Source organism: Pseudomonas sp. KK18, assembly GCF_037094675.1.
In the GTDB taxonomy this organism is placed as follows: domain Bacteria; phylum Pseudomonadota; class Gammaproteobacteria; order Pseudomonadales; family Pseudomonadaceae; genus Aquipseudomonas.
Map to the genome: position 1 here is coordinate 3,083,761 of NZ_CP146605.1, position 21,333 is coordinate 3,105,093.

The window sequence follows — 21,333 nt, forward strand, 5'->3', positions numbered from 1 at the left end:
GTTATGCTCGCCAGCATGCCGCAGCCCCCGAACAAAGAACATCCGCCAAAACTGCCCAGCGGCTCACAGGAAATGTATGAACGCCCCGCAACTCCAATGGGAAACCCAGCGCGCCTTCCTCGCCGTGTTGCGCACCGGCAGCCTGTCGGGCGCGGCCCGTTTGCTGGGGATTGCCCAGGCCACCGCGCGGCGACGGATCGAGGCCCTGGAGCAGAGCGTCGGGGTCAGCCTGTTTATCCGCTCACCCGCCGGGCTATTGCCCACCGACACGGCCAAGGACCTGATCAGCCACGTTGAAGCGATGGCCGTTGCCGCCAACGCCTTCAGCCGCGCAGCCTCGGCCGACACGGCCCTTGCCGGCGGCACGGTGCGGCTCACCAGCGGCAAGCTGCTGAGCGTTGAAGTGCTGCCGCCCATGTTGCGCAGCCTGCGCCGTGATCATCCGCAATTGGCCATCGAACTGAGCGTATCCAATCGGCTGCAGGCACTTGCCCGGCAAGAGGCCGACGTCGCCGTACGCATCCGTCGCCCGGTTGAATCCACGGTGGTCGCGCGCAAGGTCGGCGACCTTCACGTAGGGTTGTACGCCGCACCCGAACTGTTGGCAGAGCAGGGCACGCCGGACACCGTTGCGCAATTGCACGGCTACCCGCTGATCGGGCCGGACCGCAACTTGCTGGAGATCGAATTCCTGGGTGAGCGCGGTTTCGACTGTTCGGCGCCCAGTACGGTGATTCGCACCGACGATCACCTCGCGCAGTTGGCCGCTCTGCGTGCGGGGCTTGGGATCGGCGTGTGTTCAGCCCAGGTGGCACAACGTCACGGGCTGGTGCGGGTGTTGCCCGCGCAGGTGGATTTCAAGGTTGACGTGTGGATCGCCATGCATCAGGACATGCGCAAGGTTCCGCGCATCGCCGTGGTGTTCGATGGCTTGGGCGCGGCCCTGACGGACTTCCTTCAGCCGCGATAACGCAGCGCGTCAACCAACAATGCAAATGCGGGCCAGCCCGTGCGGGCCATTCGCCCCGGCGACACGGTATGGATTGCACCCGGGGTCAAGCATTGGCATGGCGCCACGGCGAACACCGCCATGACCCATATCGCGATCAACGAAATGCTCGACGGCAAGGTGGTGGACTGGATGGAGCAGGTCAGCGACGAACAGTACGCCGCGCAGTAATCGGTCTCACCGCCGCAACTGCGGCTCGCCTTCAATGCAGCTCACCAGAAACTCCATCACCACCTTCACCGAAGGCGAGCGGCGCATATCCGGATACACCGTCAGCCAGATATCGCGAACCGGGCCTTCGGTGGTCGTTGCCAGGCGCACCAATGCCGCGTCGTGATCTCCCACCAGCGTGGGCAACACCACCGCACCCACCTGGGACCGGGCGGCCATTTGCTGGGTGATCAGGTCGCTGGCGGCGAAGGCAATCGTGCGGTTGCCGCGCACCTGATGCATCCACGCCTGTTGGGGCAGATGGTCGCGGGTGGCGTCATAGGCAATGAACGTCCACTGTTCAGCGGGTAACTGCTTGAGCTCGGGCGTGGCATAGAGCCCGAAACGCACGGCGCCGACCTTTCTGCGTACCAGCGCCTCTTCATCGGGACGCACCGTGCGCAGGGCAATGTCGGCTTCGCCTTTGTCGAGGGCGGCCAGCGTCGTCGAGGACATCAACACGATATTCAGCTTGGGATACTGCGCCCTGAAGCGTGCGACATGGGGCGCGATGCAGTGGATGGCAATCGACGGCGGGCAACTGACCCGCACGGTGCCGGCCACTTCGATCGAGGCCACGCGGGACAGGCGCATCACTTCGGTGGCCATCTCGCCCATGCCGGCCGCCAGCTTCGCCAATGCCAGGCCTTCCTCGGTGAGCGGCCGGCTGCGGGGCAGGCGATCCACCAGTTTGACGCCGAGGGCTTTTTCCAGGGCATCGACGCGCCGGCCAACAGTGGCGTGTTCCACCTGCAGTTCGCGGGCGGCAGCCGACAGTGATTGGGTGCGCGCCAGCACGGTGAAGAAATACAGATCCTGCCAGTCGAACATCGGGTTATTTTCGCACGGAGGGTGGGAGGTATTGGGGAATTCTCGTACAGAGTAGCGTCTTTTACCATGGCGCATTCCCACTGCAAACGGAGTTGTCCCGCGATGAAAGCCCTCACCCTTGAAACCTACGGCGGCCCGGAAGTTGTTCAACTGCGTCACGATGTCCCCACACCTCAGGTGACACCCGGCCATGTGCTGGTCAAGGTGGCCTGCGCCGGGATCAATTTCATGGATGTGCACACCCGCCAGGGCAAATACGCCAGCTCGGTGACCTACCCGGTACGGCTGCCGTGCACCCTGGGCATGGAAGGCGCGGGTGTGGTGGTGGCGGTGGGCGAGGGCGTGAGCCATTTGGCGCCGGGTGATCGGGTGGCCTGGTGCATTGCCTGGGGCGCGTTCGCTGAATACGCCAGCGTACCCGCCGCGCGGGTGGCGCAAATTCCCAATGCGATCAACTTCGATCAGGCGGCTGCGGCGATGTTCCAGGGCTGCACGGCTCACTACCTGATTGAAGACGTCGCGCGGTTGCAGGCGGGCAACAGCTGCCTGATCCATGCCGCGTCCGGCAGCATCGGCCAGTTGCTGGTGCAAATGGCCCGGCGACTCGGTGCCACGGTATTCACCACCGGCAGCAGCACTGAAAAATGTGCGATTGCCCTTCAGCGTGGTGCTGATCACGCCTGGCCATACGACGGGTTTGCCGAGCGAGTCTTGCAGGTAACGCAGGGGCGGGGTGTGGACGTGGTGTTCGATTCGGTGGGTAAGGCCACCTTGCGTGAAAGCTTCAAGGCCTGTCGTACGCGGGGGCTGATCGTCAATTACGGCAACGTCTCCGGTTCGATCACTGACCTCGATCCGATGGAGTTGGGGGAGGCCGGTTCACTGTTCCTGACTCGCCCACGGCTCAACGACCACATGGCCGACGGGCCTACGGTGCAGAGGCGTGCCAATGCGGTGTTTGCGGCGATACTTGAAGGTTCGCTGACGGTGGATATCGAAGGGCATTACGCCCTGGAAGAGGTGCAGCAGGTGCACGCGAGGATTGAGGCACGGCAGCAGATTGGCAAGGCGGTGGTGTGGCTGGACCGTGAACTTCACTAATGGCCAGAGAGCTTGTGTGGCGAGGGAGCTTGCTCCCGCTGGGCTGCGAAGCGGCCCCAAAACCTGCCAATGGTGTCTTCCTGGAGAAACGCAGTGAGTTCATTGGGGCTGCTGCGCAGCCCAGCGGGAGCAAGCTCCCTTGCCACAGGGGTCGTGGCGCTTGTGAGGATCAGTTAACAGCAGGCGAAAAAAAGCCGGCTGATCAGGCCGGCTGGGGGTGAACCGCGAACGACAGGGGTTACGCGCGGTTTTCCATCAGGCGGTCAGCGCCACCTTCAGCTACACGGTTTTCTTGAAGACGGTCAGCACCACCTTCGGCTACGCGGTTTTCTTGAAGACGGTCAGCGCCACCTTCAGCTACACGGTTTTCTTGAAGGCGATCAGCACCACCTTCAGCAACACGACGTTCCAGCAGGCGATCAGACCCGCCTTCAGCAACGCGGCGTTCCAGCATACGGTCAGACCCACCCTCAGCCACGCGGCTGTCCATCAGGCGATCCGCGCCGCCTTCAGCGAGGGCAGGTTGGGTAAAGGCGCTTACAGCAAGTACCGAGAAAGCGAGGCTAAGCAAGAGTTGGCGTTTCATGAGGGTGTGCTCCGGGAAAGTCGTTGGTTGGTATGGATGCGATGTTACGCGGCAGATTTTTTAAGAGAACTTCATTGGGCTGATGGTGACTATCGACGCCAGCGATGGCCCGTTTTCCCGGGCCATCGCGTCGCTCATCACGGCATTTCTGGCAGTTCCCGAGGGCGCAGGTCGAACACCAGCACCTCGGCGTCCTCCCCATGGCTCAGGTGAATCTCCCGCTCATCGCGCACTCGGGCGCCGTCGCCTTCGTGCAAGCGCTGGCCGTTGACTTCAACGCTGCCCCGCGCCACATGGATGTAGGCGTAGCGTTCCGGGGCCAGCGGCAGGCTGGCGGTTTCAAAGCCGTTGAACAGCCCGGCATACACCCGCGCGTCCTGGCGCACGCCGAGGGAGCCGTCGGTGCCTTCCGGCGAGATGATCAACTGCAACCGGCCGCGTTTTTGCGCCTCGGTGAAGTGCTCCTGCTGATAGCGCGGTTCGGCGCCCGCCACATCCGGCACGATCCAGATTTGCAGGAAGTGCACGCCCTGGGTGTGGCTGTGGTTGAACTCGCTGTGGGCCACGCCGCTGCCGGCGCTCATCAGTTGCACGTCGCCGGGGCGAATCACCGAACCGGTGCCCAGGGTGTCCTTGTGTTCCAGGGCGCCTTCGAGCACATAGGAGAAAATCTCCATGTCGCGGTGCGGGTGTTGGCCGAAGCCCTTGCCGGCGGCAACCCGGTCATCGTTGATCACCAGCAGGTCGGAAAAACCCTGTTCCTTGGGATTCCAGTAGTTGGCGAACGAGAAGGTGTGGAACGACTTCAACCAACCGTGATTGGCGGCGCCGCGTTCCGAGGCTTTGCGAAGGGTCAGCATGGGGTGTTCTCCTCAAGGGAAGCCTGGCTGCGAGATGCAGGGCTTCGGTGTGAGGAGAAGATTACTGGTTAACGATAGGTTGATTAAGAAGCTGTAATCGGAATAACTGTCTCTTTTAGGTTGACGATCGCCAGCTGTGCCGTCCGCAGATGATGGCGGTAGCGCAGCTGAAGTTTGCGCCAGGCCATTGGGTTCACGCCTTCGCTGCGGCTGAACAGGTGACAGAAGTGCGCCTGGTCGCAGAACCCGCATTCCTGGCTGATCTGCGTCAGGCTCAGGGCGGAGCCGGTGATCAGCACCTTGGCCTGCTTGATGCGTTGCTGGCGAATCCATTCCTGGGGCGATACACCGGTGGTGCGCTTGAAGGCCCTGGAGAAATGGCTGCGGGACAGCTCACAGGCGCGAGCCAGTTCCGTCACCTCCAGGGGGCCAGCAAGATTGGCGAGGATCAATTGCTTGACCCTCTGTTCCCGCTCTGAACACAGGGTTCCGGTTGCAGCTGCTGGTTGAGCCATGATCGCTATCCGTGGTCGATGGGCGCTTGTTTTCACACACCTTACCGGTGAATGAATCCCCAGTGTAGACCGCTGCAAGCATCTGTTGAACTGAGCACATGCATGCAATTTTTCTGGATCGGGCCGTCGCACACTAGCGCGAACGTTCAAGCATCCAGGGGAAGGGCACGATGGACTCAACAGCACAAGGCGGGCCGGACGAGGTCGTGACCCTGGTGGTCAAGCACCGCATAAAACCCGGGCTTGAAGCCGACTACGAAGCCTGGCTGCGACGCATCGTGCGTATTGCCGGTGAGCGTCCCGGCCACCTCGGCGTTGACGTGGTGCGCAGCAAGCAGGGCGGCCTTGCGCTGTTCACCTGCGTGCTGCGTTATCGCTCCACCGAAGACCTGGAGCGCTGGCTCGATTCGCCGCAGCGCCTGGAGCTGATCAACCAAGCCGCACCGATGCTGGCCGACGGCGACCAGACCGAAGTCGGCGCGGTCAACGAGTTCTGGTTCTCGCCCCTGGCCGATGCTGCCGCCAAGCCGCCGCGCTGGAAACAGGCAGTGGTCACGCTGCTGGTGATCCTGCCGCTGACGTTGCTGGTGCCGATCATCTGGGGCCCGGTACTGCGGCTGCACCCGTTCCTGTCCAGCTACATCGTCGCCACCTTCCTGGTCACCCTGACCATCGTTGTACTGGTGATTTACCTGCTGATGCCGGCGGCCACCCGCCTGTTCGCGCCCTGGCTTGAAGCCTCTGTAAAGGAAACCCTATGAACGCCGACCTGATTCTGTTCAATGGCCAGTTCCACACCGTGGACCGTGAAAATCCCCGCGCCACGGCAGTTGCGATCCACCAGGGACGCTTCGTCGCGGTGGGCACCGACGGTGAAGCCATGGCCCTGCGCGGCAGTGGTACCCAGGTCATCGACCTCAAGGGTCGCACCGTCATCCCTGGCCTCAACGACTCGCACCTGCACCTGATCCGTGGCGGCCTGAACTACAACCTCGAACTGCGCTGGGAAGGCGTGCCGTCACTGGCCGATGCCCTGCGCATGCTCAAGGATCAGGCTGACCGCACGCCCACGCCGCAGTGGGTGAGGGTGGTGGGCGGCTGGAACGAATTCCAGTTCGCGGAAAAACGCATGCCCACCCTCGACGAACTCAACCAGGCCGCCCCCGACACGCCGGTGTTCGTGCTGCACCTGTATGACCGCGCCTTGCTCAACCGTGCCGCCCTGCGGGTGGCCGGCTACACCAAGGACACGCCGAACCCGCCCGGCGGCGAGATCGTGCGCGACCATAACGGCAACCCCACCGGCATGCTGGTGGCGCGGCCCAACGCGATGATTCTCTACGCGACCCTGGCCAAGGGCCCGAAACTGCCCCTGGAATACCAGGTGAATTCCACCCGCCAGTTCATGCGCGAACTCAACCGCCTGGGCCTGACCAGTGCCATCGACGCCGGCGGTGGTTTCCAGAACTATCCCGACGATTACGCCGTGATCGAACAGTTGGCCAAGGACCAGCAACTGACCGTGCGCATCGCGTACAACCTGTTCACCCAGAAGCCCAAGGAAGAACTCAGCGACTTCAAGAACTGGACCGGCAGCGTGACCCTGCATCAGGGCGACGACTATCTGCGCCACAACGGCGCCGGCGAAATGCTGGTGTTCTCGGCGGCCGACTTCGAAGACTTCCTCGAGCCACGCCCGGACCTGCCGCTGACCATGGAGCAGGAACTGGAACCGGTGGTGCGCCACCTGGTGGAACAGCGCTGGCCGTTCCGCCTGCACGCCACCTACAACGAGTCGATCTCGCGGATGCTCGACGTGTTCGAGAAGGTCAACCGCGACATCCCGTTCAACGGCTTGCCATGGTTCTTCGATCACGCCGAAACCATCACCCCGCAGAACATCGAGCGCGTGCGGGCGCTGGGCGGCGGCATCGCGATCCAGGACCGCATGGCGTTCCAGGGTGAGTACTTTGTGGAGCGCTACGGCGCCAAGGCCGCCGAGGCCACGCCGCCGATCAAACGCATGCTCGCCGAAGGCGTGCCGGTGGGCGCTGGCACCGACGCCACCCGGGTGTCGAGCTACAACCCCTGGACCTCGCTGTACTGGATGGTCAGCGGCCGCACCGTCGGCGGGCTGGAACTGCACGCCGAGGGGCTGCCCCGGCTGACGGCCCTGGAACTGTTCACCCACGGCAGCGCCTGGTTCTCCTCCGAGCAGGGCAAGAAGGGCCAGATCAAGGTCGGCCAACTGGCGGACGTGGCGGCACTGTCGGCGGACTTCTTCAGTGTCGACGAGGAAGCCATCAAGTGGATCGAATCGGTACTCACCGTGGTCGGCGGCAAGGTGGTGTACGGCGCCGGCGACTTTGAAGATTTCGCACCACCCAGCGTGCCGGTGCTGCCGGACTGGTCGCCGGTGGTCAAGGTACCGGGCCACTGGCGCCCGGCGTCAGCGCTGCAAGCCCAGGTGCACCAGTGCAGCGGCCCCTGTGGCGTGCATGCCCATAGCCATGAACGGGCGCGTCTCTCGAACGTGCCGGTCAGCGACTTCCAGGGTTTCTGGGGCGCGTTTGGCTGCTCGTGTTTTGCCTTCTGAATCTAACCCCAAAAGAGTATTCCCATGACTTACAAACGCCTGAACAAAGATGACGCCGTGGTCCTGCTGGTGGATCACCAGACCGGCCTGATTTCCCTGGTGCAGGACTTCTCGCCCAACGAGTTCAAGAACAACGTGCTGGCCCTGGCGGACCTGGCCAAGTTCTTCAAGCTGCCGACTATCCTCACCACCAGTTTCGAAAGCGGCCCCAACGGCCCGATGGTGCCGGAGCTGAAAGAACTGTTCCCGGACGCGCCGTACATCCCGCGCCCTGGCCAGATCAACGCATGGGACAACGAAGATTTCGTCAAGGCAGTGAAAGCCACCGGCCGCAAGCAACTGATCATTGCCGGTGTGGTGACCGACGTGTGCGTGACCTTCCCGACGCTGTCGGCCCTGGCTGAAGGGTTTGAAGTGTTTGTGGTCACCGATGCTTCGGGCACCTTCAATGAGACCGTGCAACAGGCGGCGTGGGCACGCATGACGGCGGCCGGTGCACAGCTGGTGAACTGGTTCTCGGTGGCCTGCGAGCTGCAGGTGGACTGGCGCAACGACATGGAAGGCTTGGCGAATCTGCTGTCGCCGCGTATTCCCAACTATCGCAATTTGATGAACAGCTACTCGGCGCTGACGGCCAAATAAACCGCTCTCTGATATGCAGGTAATCCAATGTGGGAGCGGGCTTGCTCGCGAAGGCGGTGTGCCAGTCAATACATGTACCGACTGACCCACCGCCTTCGCGAGCAAGCCCGCTCCCACATTTTGATTTGTGGTGTGGCGACTGACCGGCTATAAAACAGCCCAGCGTCCACCGAGAAGCGACAATGAACCCCTTCGAAGACATGCGCCTGTTTTGCCAGGTCATGGAATCCGGCAGTTTCACCGCTGCCGCCGAGCATCTTGGCCTGTCCAAGCAATTTGTCAGCCGCCGCCTGATCCAGCTGGAAGAGCGCCTCGGCGTACGCCTGCTCAACCGCTCCACCCGCCGCCTGGACGTCACGCCGCTGGGCCAGAGTTACTACGAATCCGCCCTGCGCCTGCTCAGTGAAGTCGAGCAAGTGGAGCAGGGCATCGCCGGGCAAAACACCGAGCCCCGAGGCACCATTCGCCTGAGCGCGCCGTTGTCGTTTGCCATGGCGCACCTGGGTTGCCTGTTGCCGCTGTTCCTGCAACGCCACCCTCATGTCACCGTGGAAGTGGACCTCAGCGACCGCCCGGTAGACCTCATCAGCGAAGGCTACGACCTGGTGCTGCGCATCGGCACCCTCGAGGATTCGACCCTGATCGCCCGACGCATCGCCAATGTGCAGCGCGTCTACTGCGCCAGTCCCGACTACCTGGCCCGCCACGGCACGCCGCAGAGTCCCGATGACCTGGCCGATCACGCATGCCTGCCTTACGGCCATGGTCGCCAGGTGCAATGGCACTTCAAGGTCGATGGCAAACCCCACACCCGCAACGTCAGCGGGCGCATGCGGGTCAACAACGGTGAGTTGCTGCGGGATGCCGCCGTGGCCGGGTTGGGCATCACCTACCTACCCAATTTTATCGTTGCCCAAGCCTTGCAGGACGGCCGCCTGGTGACGCTGCTGGAAGACTGTGCGCCCGAACCCCTGACCCTTTCCGCCGTTTACCCCCAGCACCGCCAGAGCTCGCGCCCGGTGCAGGCGTTGATCGAGTTCCTGCGTGAACGCCTGGCCGGCGGTTGTTGAATCAGAACGCGTACTGCACCCGGCTGTAGTAATACCCGCCGGTAAACCCGAACGGCGAATAGCTGCCCCAGTTATCGCCGAACGACGAGTTCTTCACGCCGATGTGATCCGGGTATTTGTCGAACAGGTTCTGCGCACCTACGGCCACCGTCAGCTGTTTGCTGATCGCGTAGGCCACGTCGAGGTCAGTGATCCACTTGGCCGAATACGTGCGGTCCAGGCTCGCGTCGCTGGAGCTGTTGACCTCGGTGTAGGTGCCGTAGCGAGTCAGGCGCAGGTTGACGTCGAAGTCGTGGATCGCCCAGTCGGCGGAGAAGATCATCTTGCTGCTGGGTGAGGTCTTGGTGATCAGTGCCCGTGACTGGCGACCCATCAACTGGAAGTTGCCCAGGGCGGCGAGCTGCGCCGGGGTGTCGTTGACGCTGAGGATCTGCGTGTGGTTGTAGTTCAGCGCCGCCGTCCATTTCACCGAGCCGTAGCGGTCGAGGTTCTGCCGGTAGTTGCCCACCACGTCCACCCCGGAGGTGCGGGTGTTGGCGCCGTTGGTGAAGTACTGCGCGCCCGCCGTGGCCGGTACGCCGATGCTGTCCAGCAGGGAGGCAATGCCCGGGCCCTGGAAGCGTTCGCTGAGCACCAGGCGGTCCCGCAGGTTGATCACGTAGCCGTCCACCGTGAGGCTCAAGTCATCGCTTGGGGTCACGGCGAAACCGAGGCTGAAGTTGGTCGAGCGCTCCGGCTTCAGTGACTTGGCACCCAATGCCTGGGCGCCGGCGGAATCCACCGGCAGGATCACGTAGTTATACGACTGGTACACGCCATTGATGGTGTCGAACCCGGTGGAGCGTGCGGTGAAGATCTCGTTGGCCAGGGACGGTGCGCGAAAGCCGTTGCTCACGGTACCGCGCAGGGCGAACACCGGGTTGAACGCATACCGCGTGCTGAGCTTGCCGCTGCGGGTACCGCCGACGCCTTCGTTGTAATGTTCGTAGCGTCCGGCCACGCCGACGTACCACTGCTCGGTGGGGTAGAACCCGAGGTCGACATAGCTGGCGACGCTGTTGCGGCTGACCTTCTGCGCGTCTTCCGGACGGATGCCGTTGGTGACCTGGGCCCCCGGATCGGGACGCTGCCCGGCACGCGGATGGCCTGCCGGGAACACGTAGCCGCCATCGATATAGGAAGCCTCGGAGCCGGCGCGGGTCTCGTAGCTTTCGCGCCGGTGCTCCAGGCCGAACGCCACGTCCAGCGGCTTGGCCAGGCCGATCTCGTAGGTGTTTTTCAGGTCGAGGTTGGTGGTGAGCTGGTCGGCGATGTAGATCCCGGAGGTGAACTTGTTCGGTGTGCTTTCGCCCAGGGACGGGTTCTGGTTGTCGTAGGTGCGCTGCTTGGCGTAGTTGCGACCGTAGGTGCTGCTCAGGTCCCAACCCCAACCGCCGCCAAGGTCGTTGCCCTTGGCACCGAAAGCCGATTGGAAGTCCGTCTCGTTGACCAGCCAGTACGGGCTGTAGCCGTCGGGGTAACCATTGGGCCCGGTGGTGATGGTGTTGCGGCCGTTGGGCAGGCGGAAGTTCTGGCCGTCGTTGTTCTCCCGGGTGGCCAGGGTGGAAAACGAGTACAGCGTCAGGTTGTCGTTCAGCGGCAGGTCGAGGTTGTACGCCACATCGCCCAACTGGCTGCGGGGCGAGCCGTAGCCTTTGTAGGTGTGGTGGCTGGAGGTGGCTTCGCGCGGGTCGGGGGAACCGTCCGCCAGCGGGTAGTAATGGCTGCTGTAGCCGTTGCTGCCGGCCTTGTTGTCGCGCTCCTGGTAGCGGGTGTCGAGGGACACGTTGAGCACCCCGGCTTCACCCACCTGGAAGCCATAGTTCAGCGCCTCCTGGCCGGTGCCGCGCTTGCCGTCGTAGTTCTGGCCCAGGGTGGTGTCGGAACTGCCGCCGGTGGTCTGCTTGAGGATGATATTGATCACCCCGGAAATCGCATCCGAGCCGTATTGCGCCGCTGCACCGTCGCGCAGCACCTCCACATGGTCGATGGCAGCCACCGGGATCAGGTCGAGGTCGCTGGGGGCCGCGCCGCTGTTGATGCCGTTGATGTTCAGGGTGGCGCTGGTATGGCGGCGTTTGCCGTTGACCAGCACCAGTACGTGAGAGGCGGTGAGGCCGCGTAGGGTGGCCGAACGCACCACGCCGCTGGCATCCCAGCCGGCGCGGTCGGGCAGGTTGAACGAGGGGATGAGCTTGCCCAACGCTTCGAGCAAACTTGGCTTGCCCACGGCCCGCAGTTGTTCGCCGCTGATCACATCAATCGGCGTGGGGCTGGTGGTGACGGTGCGTTGTTCGGCGCCACGGTTGCCGGTGACCACCACGGTGTCGAGGGTGGGGGAGCGGTCTTCGGCAGATTCGACGCCGAAGGACGCCAGGCCGCACGCCAGCGAGAGCGGCAGGAGTTTCAGATGATTGTACCGGTGTAGCCTTTTACGATGAGCGAGCTTGCTGTGGCCAGGGAGCTTGCTGTGGTGAGGAAGCTTGCTGTGGCGAGGGAGCTTGCTCCCGCTGGGCTGCGTAGCAGCCCCAATACGGTCTTCCGAGGAAATTGCGGAGTCAGGCTTCAGGGCCGCTGCGCGCCCCAGCGGGAGCAAGCTCCCTCGCCACAAAGGTGCCGTCAGCCAGTTGAATTTTCGCATGAGAGTGGAGCTCCTTGGTCTCGAGTGATGTCCCTGTCAGCGTTTGCGCGCGGCAACCGCTTCGATTTCTACCAGCCCGCCGGGCAATGGCAACGCGACGACTTGCACCGCGGTGCGCGCCGGTTTTTTCGGCTGCTCGGCACTGCCGAAGAACGGCGTGTAGCCTTCCTGCAACCCGGCAAAATCAAGCTTGCCGCCCTTGGCTGGATCGCCCACCAGAAATATCCGCAGCTGCACCACATCTCCCAAATCCAGGCCCTGGCTTTGCAGCACACCCTTGAGCTTGTTGAGGATCGACGTGGTCTGGATGGCCGTGTCGCCATAGGCGGCAAACGAGTCTTTCGGCGCCTTGGGGTCATGCAGGTCGGCCAGCAACCCACTCACAAACAGCAGCTCGGTCTGCGGCGGCACCGACACCGCCAATGAGATCGGGAAATTCGAGTTCGGCAGCGGCACGCGCTTGATCTCATCGGCGTGGGCGGCAAGGGTGGTGGCGGTCATCAGCAGTCCTGCAAAAAGCGTCTTCATCGGTTCATTCCTTGAGAGAGAAAAGTCAGGCGGCGACGCCCGGTTGCTGGCGTTCGGCATGCCGGCCGATCAGCGAGACGATGCGCCGCGCCGAATCGGCGGCGCTGTTCTGCCAGATGCCGACGCCGCCGTGGGCGAGGGCGTCGCTGGCCAGGTACGTGCGGCCCTGGGGCTCGTTGAGCAGGCGGTAGGCGCTTTCGCCGACCTCGTCGTTGACGATCCACGGGCCCTTGCTGTAGCTGACTTTCGACCAGTTGATCGCCACCGGTTTTTGCAGCTTGGCGCTGTGGCCGGGGTGCAACAGCTCCACCGCCTGGCGTGACGAGGCGAACTGTTCGGCCAGGGATTTCTGGCTGAAGGCCTGGGCCGATTCACTGGTGTTGTAGGCCGCCACCAGAATCCCCTGGGCGCTGTTGAGGCGGTCGCTGGGGTACCACAGGCCTTTGACTTCATGGTCGAGGTACGACAGGCCGCCGTAGATGTTGAAGTCGGTTTCCCAGAAGCGCGGCGCCTGCCAGGCCACCTTGTTGGCCTGGTCGCTTTGCGCGGTCTGGATCGCCTGCTTGAAGGGTGCCGTGAAGTTGGTTGGCAGCTTGGCCAGCAGCGGCAAGGGCACGGTGACAATCGCGTAGTCGGCACTCAGCACCTGGGTCTTGCCGCTGATACGGTCGCGGTAGGTGATCCGGCTGCCTTGCTCCGAGGTCTGGATATCGCTGACTTCGGCGTTGAAGCGCACCGCATTTTTCAGATGCTCGTAGAAGGCATACGGAATACGGTCCATGCCGCCCACCGGCTGGAACATGGTGGAGGAAAACTCCGGGATTTCATCGAACACCAGCGCGCCCCACAGCTTGGGATTGAGCAAGGTCTGCAGCTCCAGCGGCGCGCGGGTCACGCCGGTCTGGTCGCCGGCGCCGGGCACGCGGGTGTAGCCGGAGCGCACCGAACCCTTGTATTGCAGGTCGCCGTTGAGGTCGCCGTACACCTTGAGGAAACTCAGCAGCGCCTTGCGGTCATCCACGCTCAGGTCCTGGTCCAACGCCTTGCGGCTGACTGTGCGGGCCAGCAGTTCCGAGAGTTGGCCGCGGGTGTCGTTGACCGCCTGGCGCAACTGAAACGCCGGTTGCTGCGTATCCGGCCGGGCCAGGGCGTTGCGGCTGCTGTTGACCAGTACTTGCAGCTCCACACCCAGCTCGCGGCAGTAGCCGAGGATCGTCTGGTGGTGGCTGGGAATACGCGCGGGGCCGGCGTTGAAAAACTGCCCGTCATCAAAGTCGACGGTCTGGCTGACGCCGTCGTCGAAATCGACCTTGGTGCCTCGGCGCAGGGTCCAGTTGCGTCCACCCACCCGGTCGCGGGCTTCCAGGATCGTCACGTTGAACCCGGCCTTGCGCAGCTCATAGGCGCTGACCAGCCCGGAGATCCCGGCGCCGACCACCACCACCTGCTTGCCTTTGCCGGTGCTGCCCAATTGCAGCGGGGTAAAGCTCGATGCCACCGCCTGAGGCGTCAGCCCCAGCGCGCCCAATGCGCTGACAGCGGCGGAATAACCGCCCACGGCGGCAATACGGGAAATCAGTTCCCTGCGGGTAAAAGCCATGATTCGCTCCTTGAGATAGCGGTTTGTCAGAGGTCGTAGCGCACGGTCAGCAACAGGGTTCGCGGGTCGTTGACCGAGTAGTAGCGGGCGCCGCTGGAGGGCACGTAGCCCACCGACTGCGGGTAGGCGCGGTCCAGCAGGTTTTTCACCGCCAGGGTGGTGGTCCAGTGGCCGTCGCCACTGATGTAGCGGGTGTTGGCGTTCCAGAAGGTCTGTTGCGGGATTTCCTGGATGTCGTCGTTCAATGCGTTGGCGTAGGACTTGGTCTGGAACTGCGCATCGGTGCCTGCCAGCCAGGTACCCGGCAGCCCGGCCGGGATGGTGTAGTTCAGGCCAACGCTCGCGTTCCAGCGTGGCGAGAACACCAGTTGCTTGCCGTTGGCATCCACCCCGGCACCGCTGGCGTTCTGGAAGTCGTCGTACTTGCTTTGCAGGTAGCCGACGTTGGCGGTCAGTTGCAGGTCGCGGCTCAGGGCGGTAAGGGTTTCCAGCTCCATGCCGTAGGTGTGGGCACGGCCGACGTTGGTGCGCAGGCTCACCCCCAGCGCCGGGTCATAGGCGTTGGTTTGCAGGTCTTTGTAGTCGTTGTAGAACAGCGCGACGTTGGCCCGCAGGCGCTGGTCGAAGAAGTCGCCCTTGACCCCGGTTTCCCAGGTGGTCACGTCTTCCGGGGAGAACGCCTGTTCGGCGGCGGCCTGGGTGGGGGCGCGGTTGTCGTAGCCACCGGCCTTGAAACCCTTGGCGACGTAGGCGTACTGGTTCAGGTGCGGGGTCCAGGCGTATTCGAAGCCGATCTTCGGGCTGGTGGACTGCCAGGATTTGCTCGACTCGGCGGTGAAGTTGGTGCCGGTGATTTGCCGGTCGGTGTTGATCGCGTAGTTGGTGAAGTCGAAATTCTTGTGCTCGCGGGTAAAGCGCAGGCCGGCGATCAGCGACAGTTGTTGCGTCAGCTTGTAGGTGCCCTGGCCATACAGCGCATAGCTTTCGGTGTTGGTGGTGCTGTATTGGCCCTGGCCGATCACCCGATTGCGGGCGATGGAATAGGTAAGGTTGTCGCGGTCGGCGTCGAACTTCTCGCGGTACAGGTACACCCCGGTGCTGAAGCTGAAATCGTCGTAGTCGCCGTTGAACTGGAACTCCTGGGTCGCATAGTTCTGCTTGTACAGGATCAGGTTGTTCTGGATCAGCGCGGCTTGCCCTGAGTTGTCGTAGTCCACCGGTTGGTGGAACGCCGAGTAGGCCGTCACTGATTTGAAGTTCAGGTTGTCATTGATCGCGTAAATCGCCCGCAGCACCGAGCTGCCCTGGTCCAGGCGGTTTTTTGGGTCGAGGCTGCTGTAGCTCTTGAACTTGTCGAAATGCCCGTTGGCGTCGAAGGGCGTATAGCTGGTGGTGTCGCCCCGGTCGAAGGTACCGGCCAGGGTCAATTGCACATCCCAGGGCGAATCCACCGGCTTGTAGCGCAGCTTGCCGCGATAGGACTGGATGTCGACGTTGTTCACGTCCTTGCCCCGGGTGGGATCGGACACGGTGCCGTCGCGGCTCAGGCGAATAGCGGAGAAACTGCCGAACAGCGCGTTGTCCACCAGCGGGCCGCTGATCAGCAGGCGTGCGTTCTGCGCATCGTAGTTGCCGGCGCCCAGCTCTACAAAACCACGGGTTTCCTGGGTCGGATCGCGGGTGATCACGCGGATCGCGCCGGCGCTGCTGTTGCGTCCGTACAGGGTGCCCTGGGGCCCGCGCAGCACTTCGACACGCTCCACATCGTTGAAGTCGAGCATCGACGAAATCGCACGCGGGATGTACAGGTCATCGGCATACACGGCGACGGCGGCTTCCTGGATCGGGTCGGTTTCACCGATACCGCGAATGCCGTAGGTCTGCGCGCTGTAGGAGATCGACTGGCGGCTGAGTGTCAGGTTCGGCACCTGGCCCGAGAGGTCGCGCACGCTGTTGATCTGCTTGTCTTCCAGGGCCTTTTCATCAAACGCGGAAATCGCCAGCGGGGTTTTTTGCAGGTCTTCGCTGCGGTGCTCGGCAGTGACGTTGACCACCGGCAGGGCGGCGTCGTCGGCGTGAACGGCGAGGCCGAACAGGGCGAGGGAGATGGCCAGTGCCAGGCGATTGGGTACGGCGGTAGGACTCATGATGGACCCCTGAGGTGGTTGACGGTTTAGGCAAAATTGGGCCTCCACCTGGTCAGGGGTCGGTACTGGATGTAACAGTATTTGTATAAATGCCGGGCGTAAAAGTCCGATTAGTTATAAGTTAATTATAAAAAACAGGTATGTATTGGTTTGAATGTGATGCGTAAGGCTGATGATATTTTTCAGCCGACAAAAAACAAATGTGGGAGCGGGCTTGCTCGCGAATGCGGTCGCTCAGTCAACATTGATAGTGACTGAAACACCGCATTCGCGAGCAAGCCCGCTCCCACATTTTGATCTCTGTTGGGTTTAGTAACCGCGTTGGGTATCAGCGAGGTTTTCCAGCGGCCGATCACTCAGATACCTTTCCAGATTGCCCAGGAAACTGTCCGCAATGTCATGCCGGCTATTGGTCGAAATCGCCGACGTATGCGGCGACACCCTGACCCTCGGATGCCCATACAACGCATGCCCGTCCGGCAATGGCTCGGGCTCGGTCACATCCAGCGAAGCCAGCCCGATATGGCCGCTGTCCAGCGCCTCCAGCAGCGCCTCATGATCCACCAATCCTCCCCGGGCAATATTGATCAGGTGCAACCCTGGCTTGGCATTCGCCAGCGCCTCCCGATCGACGATATGCCGTGTGGCCTCGGTCAGTGGCGCTGCCAGCACCAGGTGATCGGAACGAGCAAACAGGTCATGGATATCCCGCGCCGCTTCCACACCCTCTACGTCAAACGGCGTGTCAGTTTGGCGTAATGCCACCACCTTGATCCCCAACCCATGAGCCTTCTGCGCCAGGCTGCGGCCAATCGCGCCAAACCCGAGAATCCCCAGGGTGGTGCCCTTGAGCGGGCGCAACGGGGTGAACTGCCATTGGGCATCCTTTACCCAGATATCCGGCAAATGCTTGGCCGCCGCGAAGATTGCCGCGAGGGCGAACTCGGCGAGGTTTTCGGCGGCGCTGCCCCGTGAGGTGCTCACCGGCGGCCCGTTGAACAGCCACCTGGGATAGAAGTCGATGCCCGACGACACCACCTGGATCCACTGCACGCCGTACGGCCAACCCGGTGGCGGTGTGTCCGGCGCGGTGTAGCCGCGCACATTGATCGGCCGGGCCAGCAGGATATTGGCCTGGGCCGGCAAGTCGCTGGGCACACCGGCCGGCACACTGATCACCTCTGCACCGGGGTGCGTGAGGGCCAGGCGCTGGCGGATGACTTGATTGAAATCTTCGTCCAGCTGGCTGGCGATAATCACCTGGCTCATGGGCGTTCCTTGTGTCGTTGAGCGAAGACGGCCTTGCCGACGCCTTGCAGCACCGCGTCGTTCTGCGGGGTATGCACGCGGCTGCACAGCACGTCGCGGTAATGCCGCTGCAGTGGGCTGTGTCGGGACAGGCCTGGATTGCCGGACGCCTCGATGGCCAACTCGACGGCACGGATCGCGTTGCCGGTCACCAGGTATTTGATCTGTGCGGCGTGGGCTGCCGGGGTGTGCCCGTCGGCGGCGGCGTCCAGCAGGCTGCGGTTGGCAAACAGCAGAGTGTCGATATGCCCGACGGTCTCCTGAAAGCGCGGCAAGGTCGACAGCGCGGCGCCGAGGTTGGACGGCTTGCGTTGTTCCAGCCAGTCCACCAGCCAGTCGCGCGCGGCCTGGGCCACGGCGTCGTACACCGATGAGAGCAGTACCGACATCCACAGGAACCCGTCACCGTCCAGTTCCGCCTGCGGTGCGCTCCAGGGGCTGACGCTGACCGCGTGGTCCAGCGGCACCAGCACGTTGTCGAACACCACTTCATGGCTGCAGGTGGCGCGCATGCCGAGGTGGTCCCAGGTGTCGATGATGCTGATGCCGGGGCTGTCCCTGGGCACCAGCCAGGCGCCTACCAACGGGTCTTCATCGCTGCTGCGGGCCCACACGCTGAACCAGCTCAGGCCATGGCTGCCGGTGGAGTAGATCTTGCGCCCGCTGATGCGCCAGCCGGCGGCGGTACGCCGGGCGATGGTCGCGGGCAGGCCGCCACGGGCCGGGGTGCCGAGATCGGGTTCGACGCGCAGGGCATTGATCAGCGCCCCATTGCGCACAGCGTCTTCGGCGACCTGGGTGCGCAGGGCGGGCGGCCAGGTTTTGCTGTCTTGCAGGCGCGTGTGTTGCAGGTACTGCATCACCAGGATCAACGCGGTGGACGGCTCGCCCTTGGCAATCGCGCTGATGGCCTTGCGCGCCTGGCTCAGGTTGGCACCGCCACCGCCGAGGGCCTTGGGCACGGTCAGGGCGACGAGGCCGTGTTCGTGCAGCAGCTTGAAGTTGTCGTGGGGGAAGGTGCCGCTTTCATCAACGATGTGTGCAGTGGCGGCGAGCTGGGCGCTGAGGCGTTCCAGCAAGGCTTCGAAATTGGCCACTTCCACGGAGCGCAGTGACGGTTGAGAAGAAAGGCTCATGATGGGTGTACTCGTTCAAAATGTGGGAGCGGGCTTGCTCGCGAAAGCGGTGTGTCAGGTTGCACATCCGTTGGCTGATCCACCGCTTTCGCGAGCAAGCCCGCTCCCACATGGGTTATTCGGCGTTTTCGAAGGCGGGTTATATCGGCAGCAACTTGAACTGCCGGTCCCACAACGGGCTGACATCCAGCCGCTCGTTCAATACCCCGGCATTGAAGAACAGGTCCGCCACTTCCTGCTGCGAAGCGATGGCCTGGTCGTTCACCTCGATCACGCTGTAGGGCTGGCTGCGGTTGTTGTACACGTCGAGGAACACTGCCTTGTCCACACCGAGCAACTTCGCCGATTTTTCAGCCCACGGCTCAGGGTTGTTGTTCATCCATTCCAGCGTGCGCGCCTGGCGCTGCAAGTAATCCTGGATCGCCTGTTTGCGCAGCGGGTCTTCCAGGGCGGCGGGGCGGGCGCCGATCAGGTAGTTGCCGGAGAGGTAGCCGAGGGCGGTTTTCAATACCCGGGCGCCGCTGCGGAATTTCGCCAGCTGGATAAACACCCCGTAGATCACCCAAGCGTCCAGCTGGCCACTCTGGAACGCGCTGAAACCGTCCTGTGGCGTGAGTGCCACGGGGGTGATGTCGTTGAAGGTCAGCCCTTGCTCCTTCAAGGCCTTGATCAAGAAGTAGTGCGAAGTGGTGGAGCGCACATAGCCCACACGCTTGCCTTTCAACTGGGCGATGGATTCAATTTTCGACTCCTTGGGAATCAGGATCACCTGGTTATTCACGTCACCTTGCAGCACCGCAATCAGCTTCGGCTCGCGGTGGCTCTGGATCGAGAAGATCGGCGGGATCTCGCTCATGCCGCCAATGTCCAGGCTGCCGGAGGCCAGCGCTTCGACGATCAGGTTGCCGCCGGCGAACTCGGCGTAGTCGACTTTATAGGGCGTGTTGGAAGTGCCGGCGTCGTCGGTGAAGTACGAGTCCTGGCCACGGTAGGTGGCGACGGCCAGGGTCAGGTCCGAGAGCTTCGCAGGTGCAGCGAAAGCCCGGGGCACCAGCGAGGCGAGGCCCAGCGCGCCAAGGGCAATCGAACTGGCGCCCAGGAAGCCGCGACGATTGAACTGTCCGTGTTTGATCGTGTTCGTCATGGTCGTGCCCTGGTCAGATGGCGATCTGCGTTGGTTGAGTTTCGAACGGGGTGCTGTAGCGGTTCGCCGGCACGTCCAGGCCAAGGTTTTCCCGCAGGGTGGCGCCGCTGTATTCGCTGCGCAACAGCCCGCGTTGTTGCAGCACCGGCACTACCAGCTCGGTGAAGTACTGCAAGCCGTCCGGCAGCAGTGAATTGATGATGAAGCCGTCGGCCGCGCCGGCTTCGAACCAGGTCTGGATCGCGTCGGCGACCTGCTCCGGGGTACCGACAAAATCGCGCTTGGGCCGGGAGAACCGCAGGGCCACTTCCCGCAGGGTCAGGCGTTCATCGCGGGCCAGTTGCTTGATGCGGTCGGAGCCGCCTTTCTGGCTGTTGGAGCCCAGGTCGCCGAGTTCCGGGAAGGGTTCGTCCAGCGGGTACTTGCTGAAATCGTGGTCGTTGAACGGGCGGCCCAGGGCGACGATTGCGTCTTCGACGGTCACCAGCTCCACAGCTTGCTGATAGCGGCTTTCCACCTCGGCTTCGTCGCGGCCAACAATCGGCCGAATGCCCGGCAGGATCGACAACTGATCAGCATCACGGCCAAAACTGCGGGCGCGTTTCTTCAAGTCCTGGGCGTAGGCCTTGGCTTCGTCGAAGGTCTCGGCATGGACAAAAATCGCGTCGCTGTTTTCGGCGGCAAAATTGCGCCCGTCCTCGGAAGTGCCCGCCTGGAAAATCACCGGCTGGCCCTGGCGCGAGCGGGCGATATTCAGCGGGCCCTTGACCGAGAAAAACTCGCCTTTGTGTTCCAGTGCATGCAGCTTGCCAGGGGTGAAAAATTCGCCGCTTTGCTTGTTGTACGCGAAGGCATCGTCTTCCCAGGAATCCCACAGGCCCTTGACCACATTCACGTGCTCCCTGGCGATGCGGTAGCGCACGGCGTGGGGCGGGTGCTCGGCCTTGCCGAAGTTGTCGGCGGTGCCGCTGAGCCACGAAGTCACCACGTTCCAGCCGGCGCGGCCGCCGCTGATGTGGTCCAGGGAGGCGAACTGGCGTGCCACCTGGAACGGTTCGGTGTAGCTCACGGTGACGGTCGCCACCAGGCCGATGTTCGAGGTCAGGGCCGCCAGGGCCGAAAGAATGGTCAGCGGCTCAAAACGGTTGAGGTAGTGCGGGCTGGATTTTTCATGGATATGCAGGCTGTCGGCGATGAACACGAAGTCGAACTTCGCGCCTTCGGCCAGTTGCGTCTGATGCTTGTAGAACCCGAAGTTGACGCTGGCATTGGGTTGCGCCTGCGGGTGGCGCCATTCGCCCCAGCCGTGACCGACGCCGTGCACCATGGCACCGAGTTTCAGTTGGCGTTTGCTCATGTTCTCTCTCCTT

The 21,333-nt window shown here is 63.1% G+C and carries 18 protein-coding genes and 1 pseudogene; 7 read left to right on the plus strand and 12 right to left on the minus strand.

Features of this window, described 5'->3' with window-relative positions; translation table 11 throughout:
* Nucleotides 1-76: 76 nt before the first annotated feature.
* Nucleotides 77-970 (plus strand): LysR family transcriptional regulator, encoded by an 894-nt coding sequence (locus tag V6607_RS14025; protein WP_134326331.1) that lies wholly within the window; start codon nt 77-79, stop codon nt 968-970.
* Between the two features lie 30 nt (nt 971-1,000).
* A pseudogene (locus V6607_RS14030) lies at nt 1,001-1,180 on the plus strand (cupin domain-containing protein); the annotation flags it as partial.
* A 6-nt stretch (nt 1,181-1,186) separates the two neighbouring features.
* Here the strand turns inward: V6607_RS14030 and V6607_RS14035 are convergent.
* Nucleotides 1,187-2,050 (minus strand): LysR family transcriptional regulator, encoded by an 864-nt coding sequence (locus V6607_RS14035; protein WP_134326332.1) that lies wholly within the window; start codon nt 2,048-2,050, stop codon nt 1,187-1,189.
* Between the two features lie 102 nt (nt 2,051-2,152).
* On the opposite strand from V6607_RS14035, the gene V6607_RS14040 reads away from it, so the two are divergent.
* Nucleotides 2,153-3,151: a quinone oxidoreductase gene (locus V6607_RS14040; protein WP_338743955.1), complete on the plus strand. Its 999-nt coding sequence runs from the start codon at nt 2,153-2,155 to the stop codon at nt 3,149-3,151.
* Between the two features lie 238 nt (nt 3,152-3,389).
* On the opposite strand, the gene V6607_RS14045 is transcribed toward V6607_RS14040, so the two are convergent.
* The 3 genes from V6607_RS14045 to V6607_RS14055 form a co-directional block, all read right to left on the minus strand.
* A complete protein-coding gene (locus V6607_RS14045; protein ID WP_087694860.1) occupies nt 3,390-3,737 on the minus strand; it encodes a hypothetical protein in 348 nt (115 codons plus the stop codon).
* A gap of 137 nt (nt 3,738-3,874) precedes the next feature.
* On the minus strand, nt 3,875-4,597 hold the full coding sequence (locus V6607_RS14050) for a pirin family protein (RefSeq protein ID WP_008434624.1): 723 nt from the start codon (nt 4,595-4,597) through the stop codon (nt 3,875-3,877).
* Between the two features lie 83 nt (nt 4,598-4,680).
* On the minus strand, nt 4,681-5,112 hold the full coding sequence (locus tag V6607_RS14055; RefSeq protein WP_134326334.1) for an AraC family transcriptional regulator: 432 nt from the start codon (nt 5,110-5,112) through the stop codon (nt 4,681-4,683).
* Between the two features lie 170 nt (nt 5,113-5,282).
* On the opposite strand from V6607_RS14055, the gene V6607_RS14060 reads away from it, so the two are divergent.
* From V6607_RS14060 to V6607_RS14075, 4 genes are all read left to right on the plus strand, one after another.
* Nucleotides 5,283-5,873 (plus strand): antibiotic biosynthesis monooxygenase, encoded by a 591-nt coding sequence (locus tag V6607_RS14060; protein WP_134326335.1) that lies wholly within the window; start codon nt 5,283-5,285, stop codon nt 5,871-5,873.
* Nucleotides 5,870-7,708, plus strand: a complete 1,839-nt coding sequence (locus tag V6607_RS14065; RefSeq protein WP_003207313.1) for an amidohydrolase — start codon at nt 5,870-5,872, stop codon at nt 7,706-7,708. Before V6607_RS14060 ends, V6607_RS14065 begins: the two co-directional genes overlap by 4 nt.
* A gap of 18 nt (nt 7,709-7,726) precedes the next feature.
* A complete protein-coding gene (gene ycaC, locus V6607_RS14070) occupies nt 7,727-8,350 on the plus strand; it encodes an isochorismate family cysteine hydrolase YcaC (protein ID WP_161635723.1) in 624 nt (207 codons plus the stop codon).
* 182 nt (nt 8,351-8,532) lie between these two features.
* Complete coding sequence (locus V6607_RS14075; protein ID WP_134326336.1) at nt 8,533-9,420, plus strand: LysR family transcriptional regulator; 888 nt, start codon at nt 8,533-8,535, stop codon at nt 9,418-9,420.
* A 1-nt stretch (nt 9,421) separates the two neighbouring features.
* On the opposite strand, the gene V6607_RS14080 is transcribed toward V6607_RS14075, so the two are convergent.
* The 8 genes from V6607_RS14080 to V6607_RS14115 all read right to left on the minus strand — a co-directional run bounded on the left by V6607_RS14080 (nt 9,422) and on the right by V6607_RS14115 (nt 21,320).
* Nucleotides 9,422-12,100, minus strand: a complete 2,679-nt coding sequence (locus V6607_RS14080) for a TonB-dependent receptor (protein WP_256662410.1) — start codon at nt 12,098-12,100, stop codon at nt 9,422-9,424.
* Nucleotides 12,101-12,136: 36 nt separating this feature from the next.
* Nucleotides 12,137-12,628, minus strand: coding sequence for a RidA family protein (locus V6607_RS14085; RefSeq protein ID WP_093197996.1), 492 nt, complete (start codon nt 12,626-12,628; stop codon nt 12,137-12,139).
* A 25-nt stretch (nt 12,629-12,653) separates the two neighbouring features.
* The gene (locus V6607_RS14090; protein WP_134326338.1) at nt 12,654-14,228 is read right to left on the minus strand and encodes an FAD-dependent oxidoreductase; all 1,575 of its coding nucleotides are present in this window, start codon (nt 14,226-14,228) and stop codon (nt 12,654-12,656) included.
* A gap of 26 nt (nt 14,229-14,254) precedes the next feature.
* Nucleotides 14,255-16,375 (minus strand): TonB-dependent receptor, encoded by a 2,121-nt coding sequence (locus tag V6607_RS14095; RefSeq protein ID WP_134326339.1) that lies wholly within the window; start codon nt 16,373-16,375, stop codon nt 14,255-14,257.
* A 309-nt stretch (nt 16,376-16,684) separates the two neighbouring features.
* The gene (locus tag V6607_RS14100; RefSeq protein WP_003211305.1) at nt 16,685-17,644 is read right to left on the minus strand and encodes a D-isomer specific 2-hydroxyacid dehydrogenase family protein; all 960 of its coding nucleotides are present in this window, start codon (nt 17,642-17,644) and stop codon (nt 16,685-16,687) included.
* On the minus strand, nt 17,641-18,819 hold the full coding sequence (locus tag V6607_RS14105; RefSeq protein WP_003211304.1) for an acyl-CoA dehydrogenase family protein: 1,179 nt from the start codon (nt 18,817-18,819) through the stop codon (nt 17,641-17,643). The genes V6607_RS14100 and V6607_RS14105 overlap by 4 nt, the downstream gene beginning before the upstream one ends.
* A 139-nt stretch (nt 18,820-18,958) precedes the next feature.
* Nucleotides 18,959-19,963 (minus strand): ABC transporter substrate-binding protein, encoded by a 1,005-nt coding sequence (locus V6607_RS14110; RefSeq protein ID WP_003211303.1) that lies wholly within the window; start codon nt 19,961-19,963, stop codon nt 18,959-18,961.
* Between the two features lie 13 nt (nt 19,964-19,976).
* Entirely contained in the window at nt 19,977-21,320 is a 1,344-nt protein-coding gene (locus tag V6607_RS14115; protein ID WP_008434605.1) for an LLM class flavin-dependent oxidoreductase, read from the minus strand.
* Nucleotides 21,321-21,333: the final 13 nt, after the last annotated feature.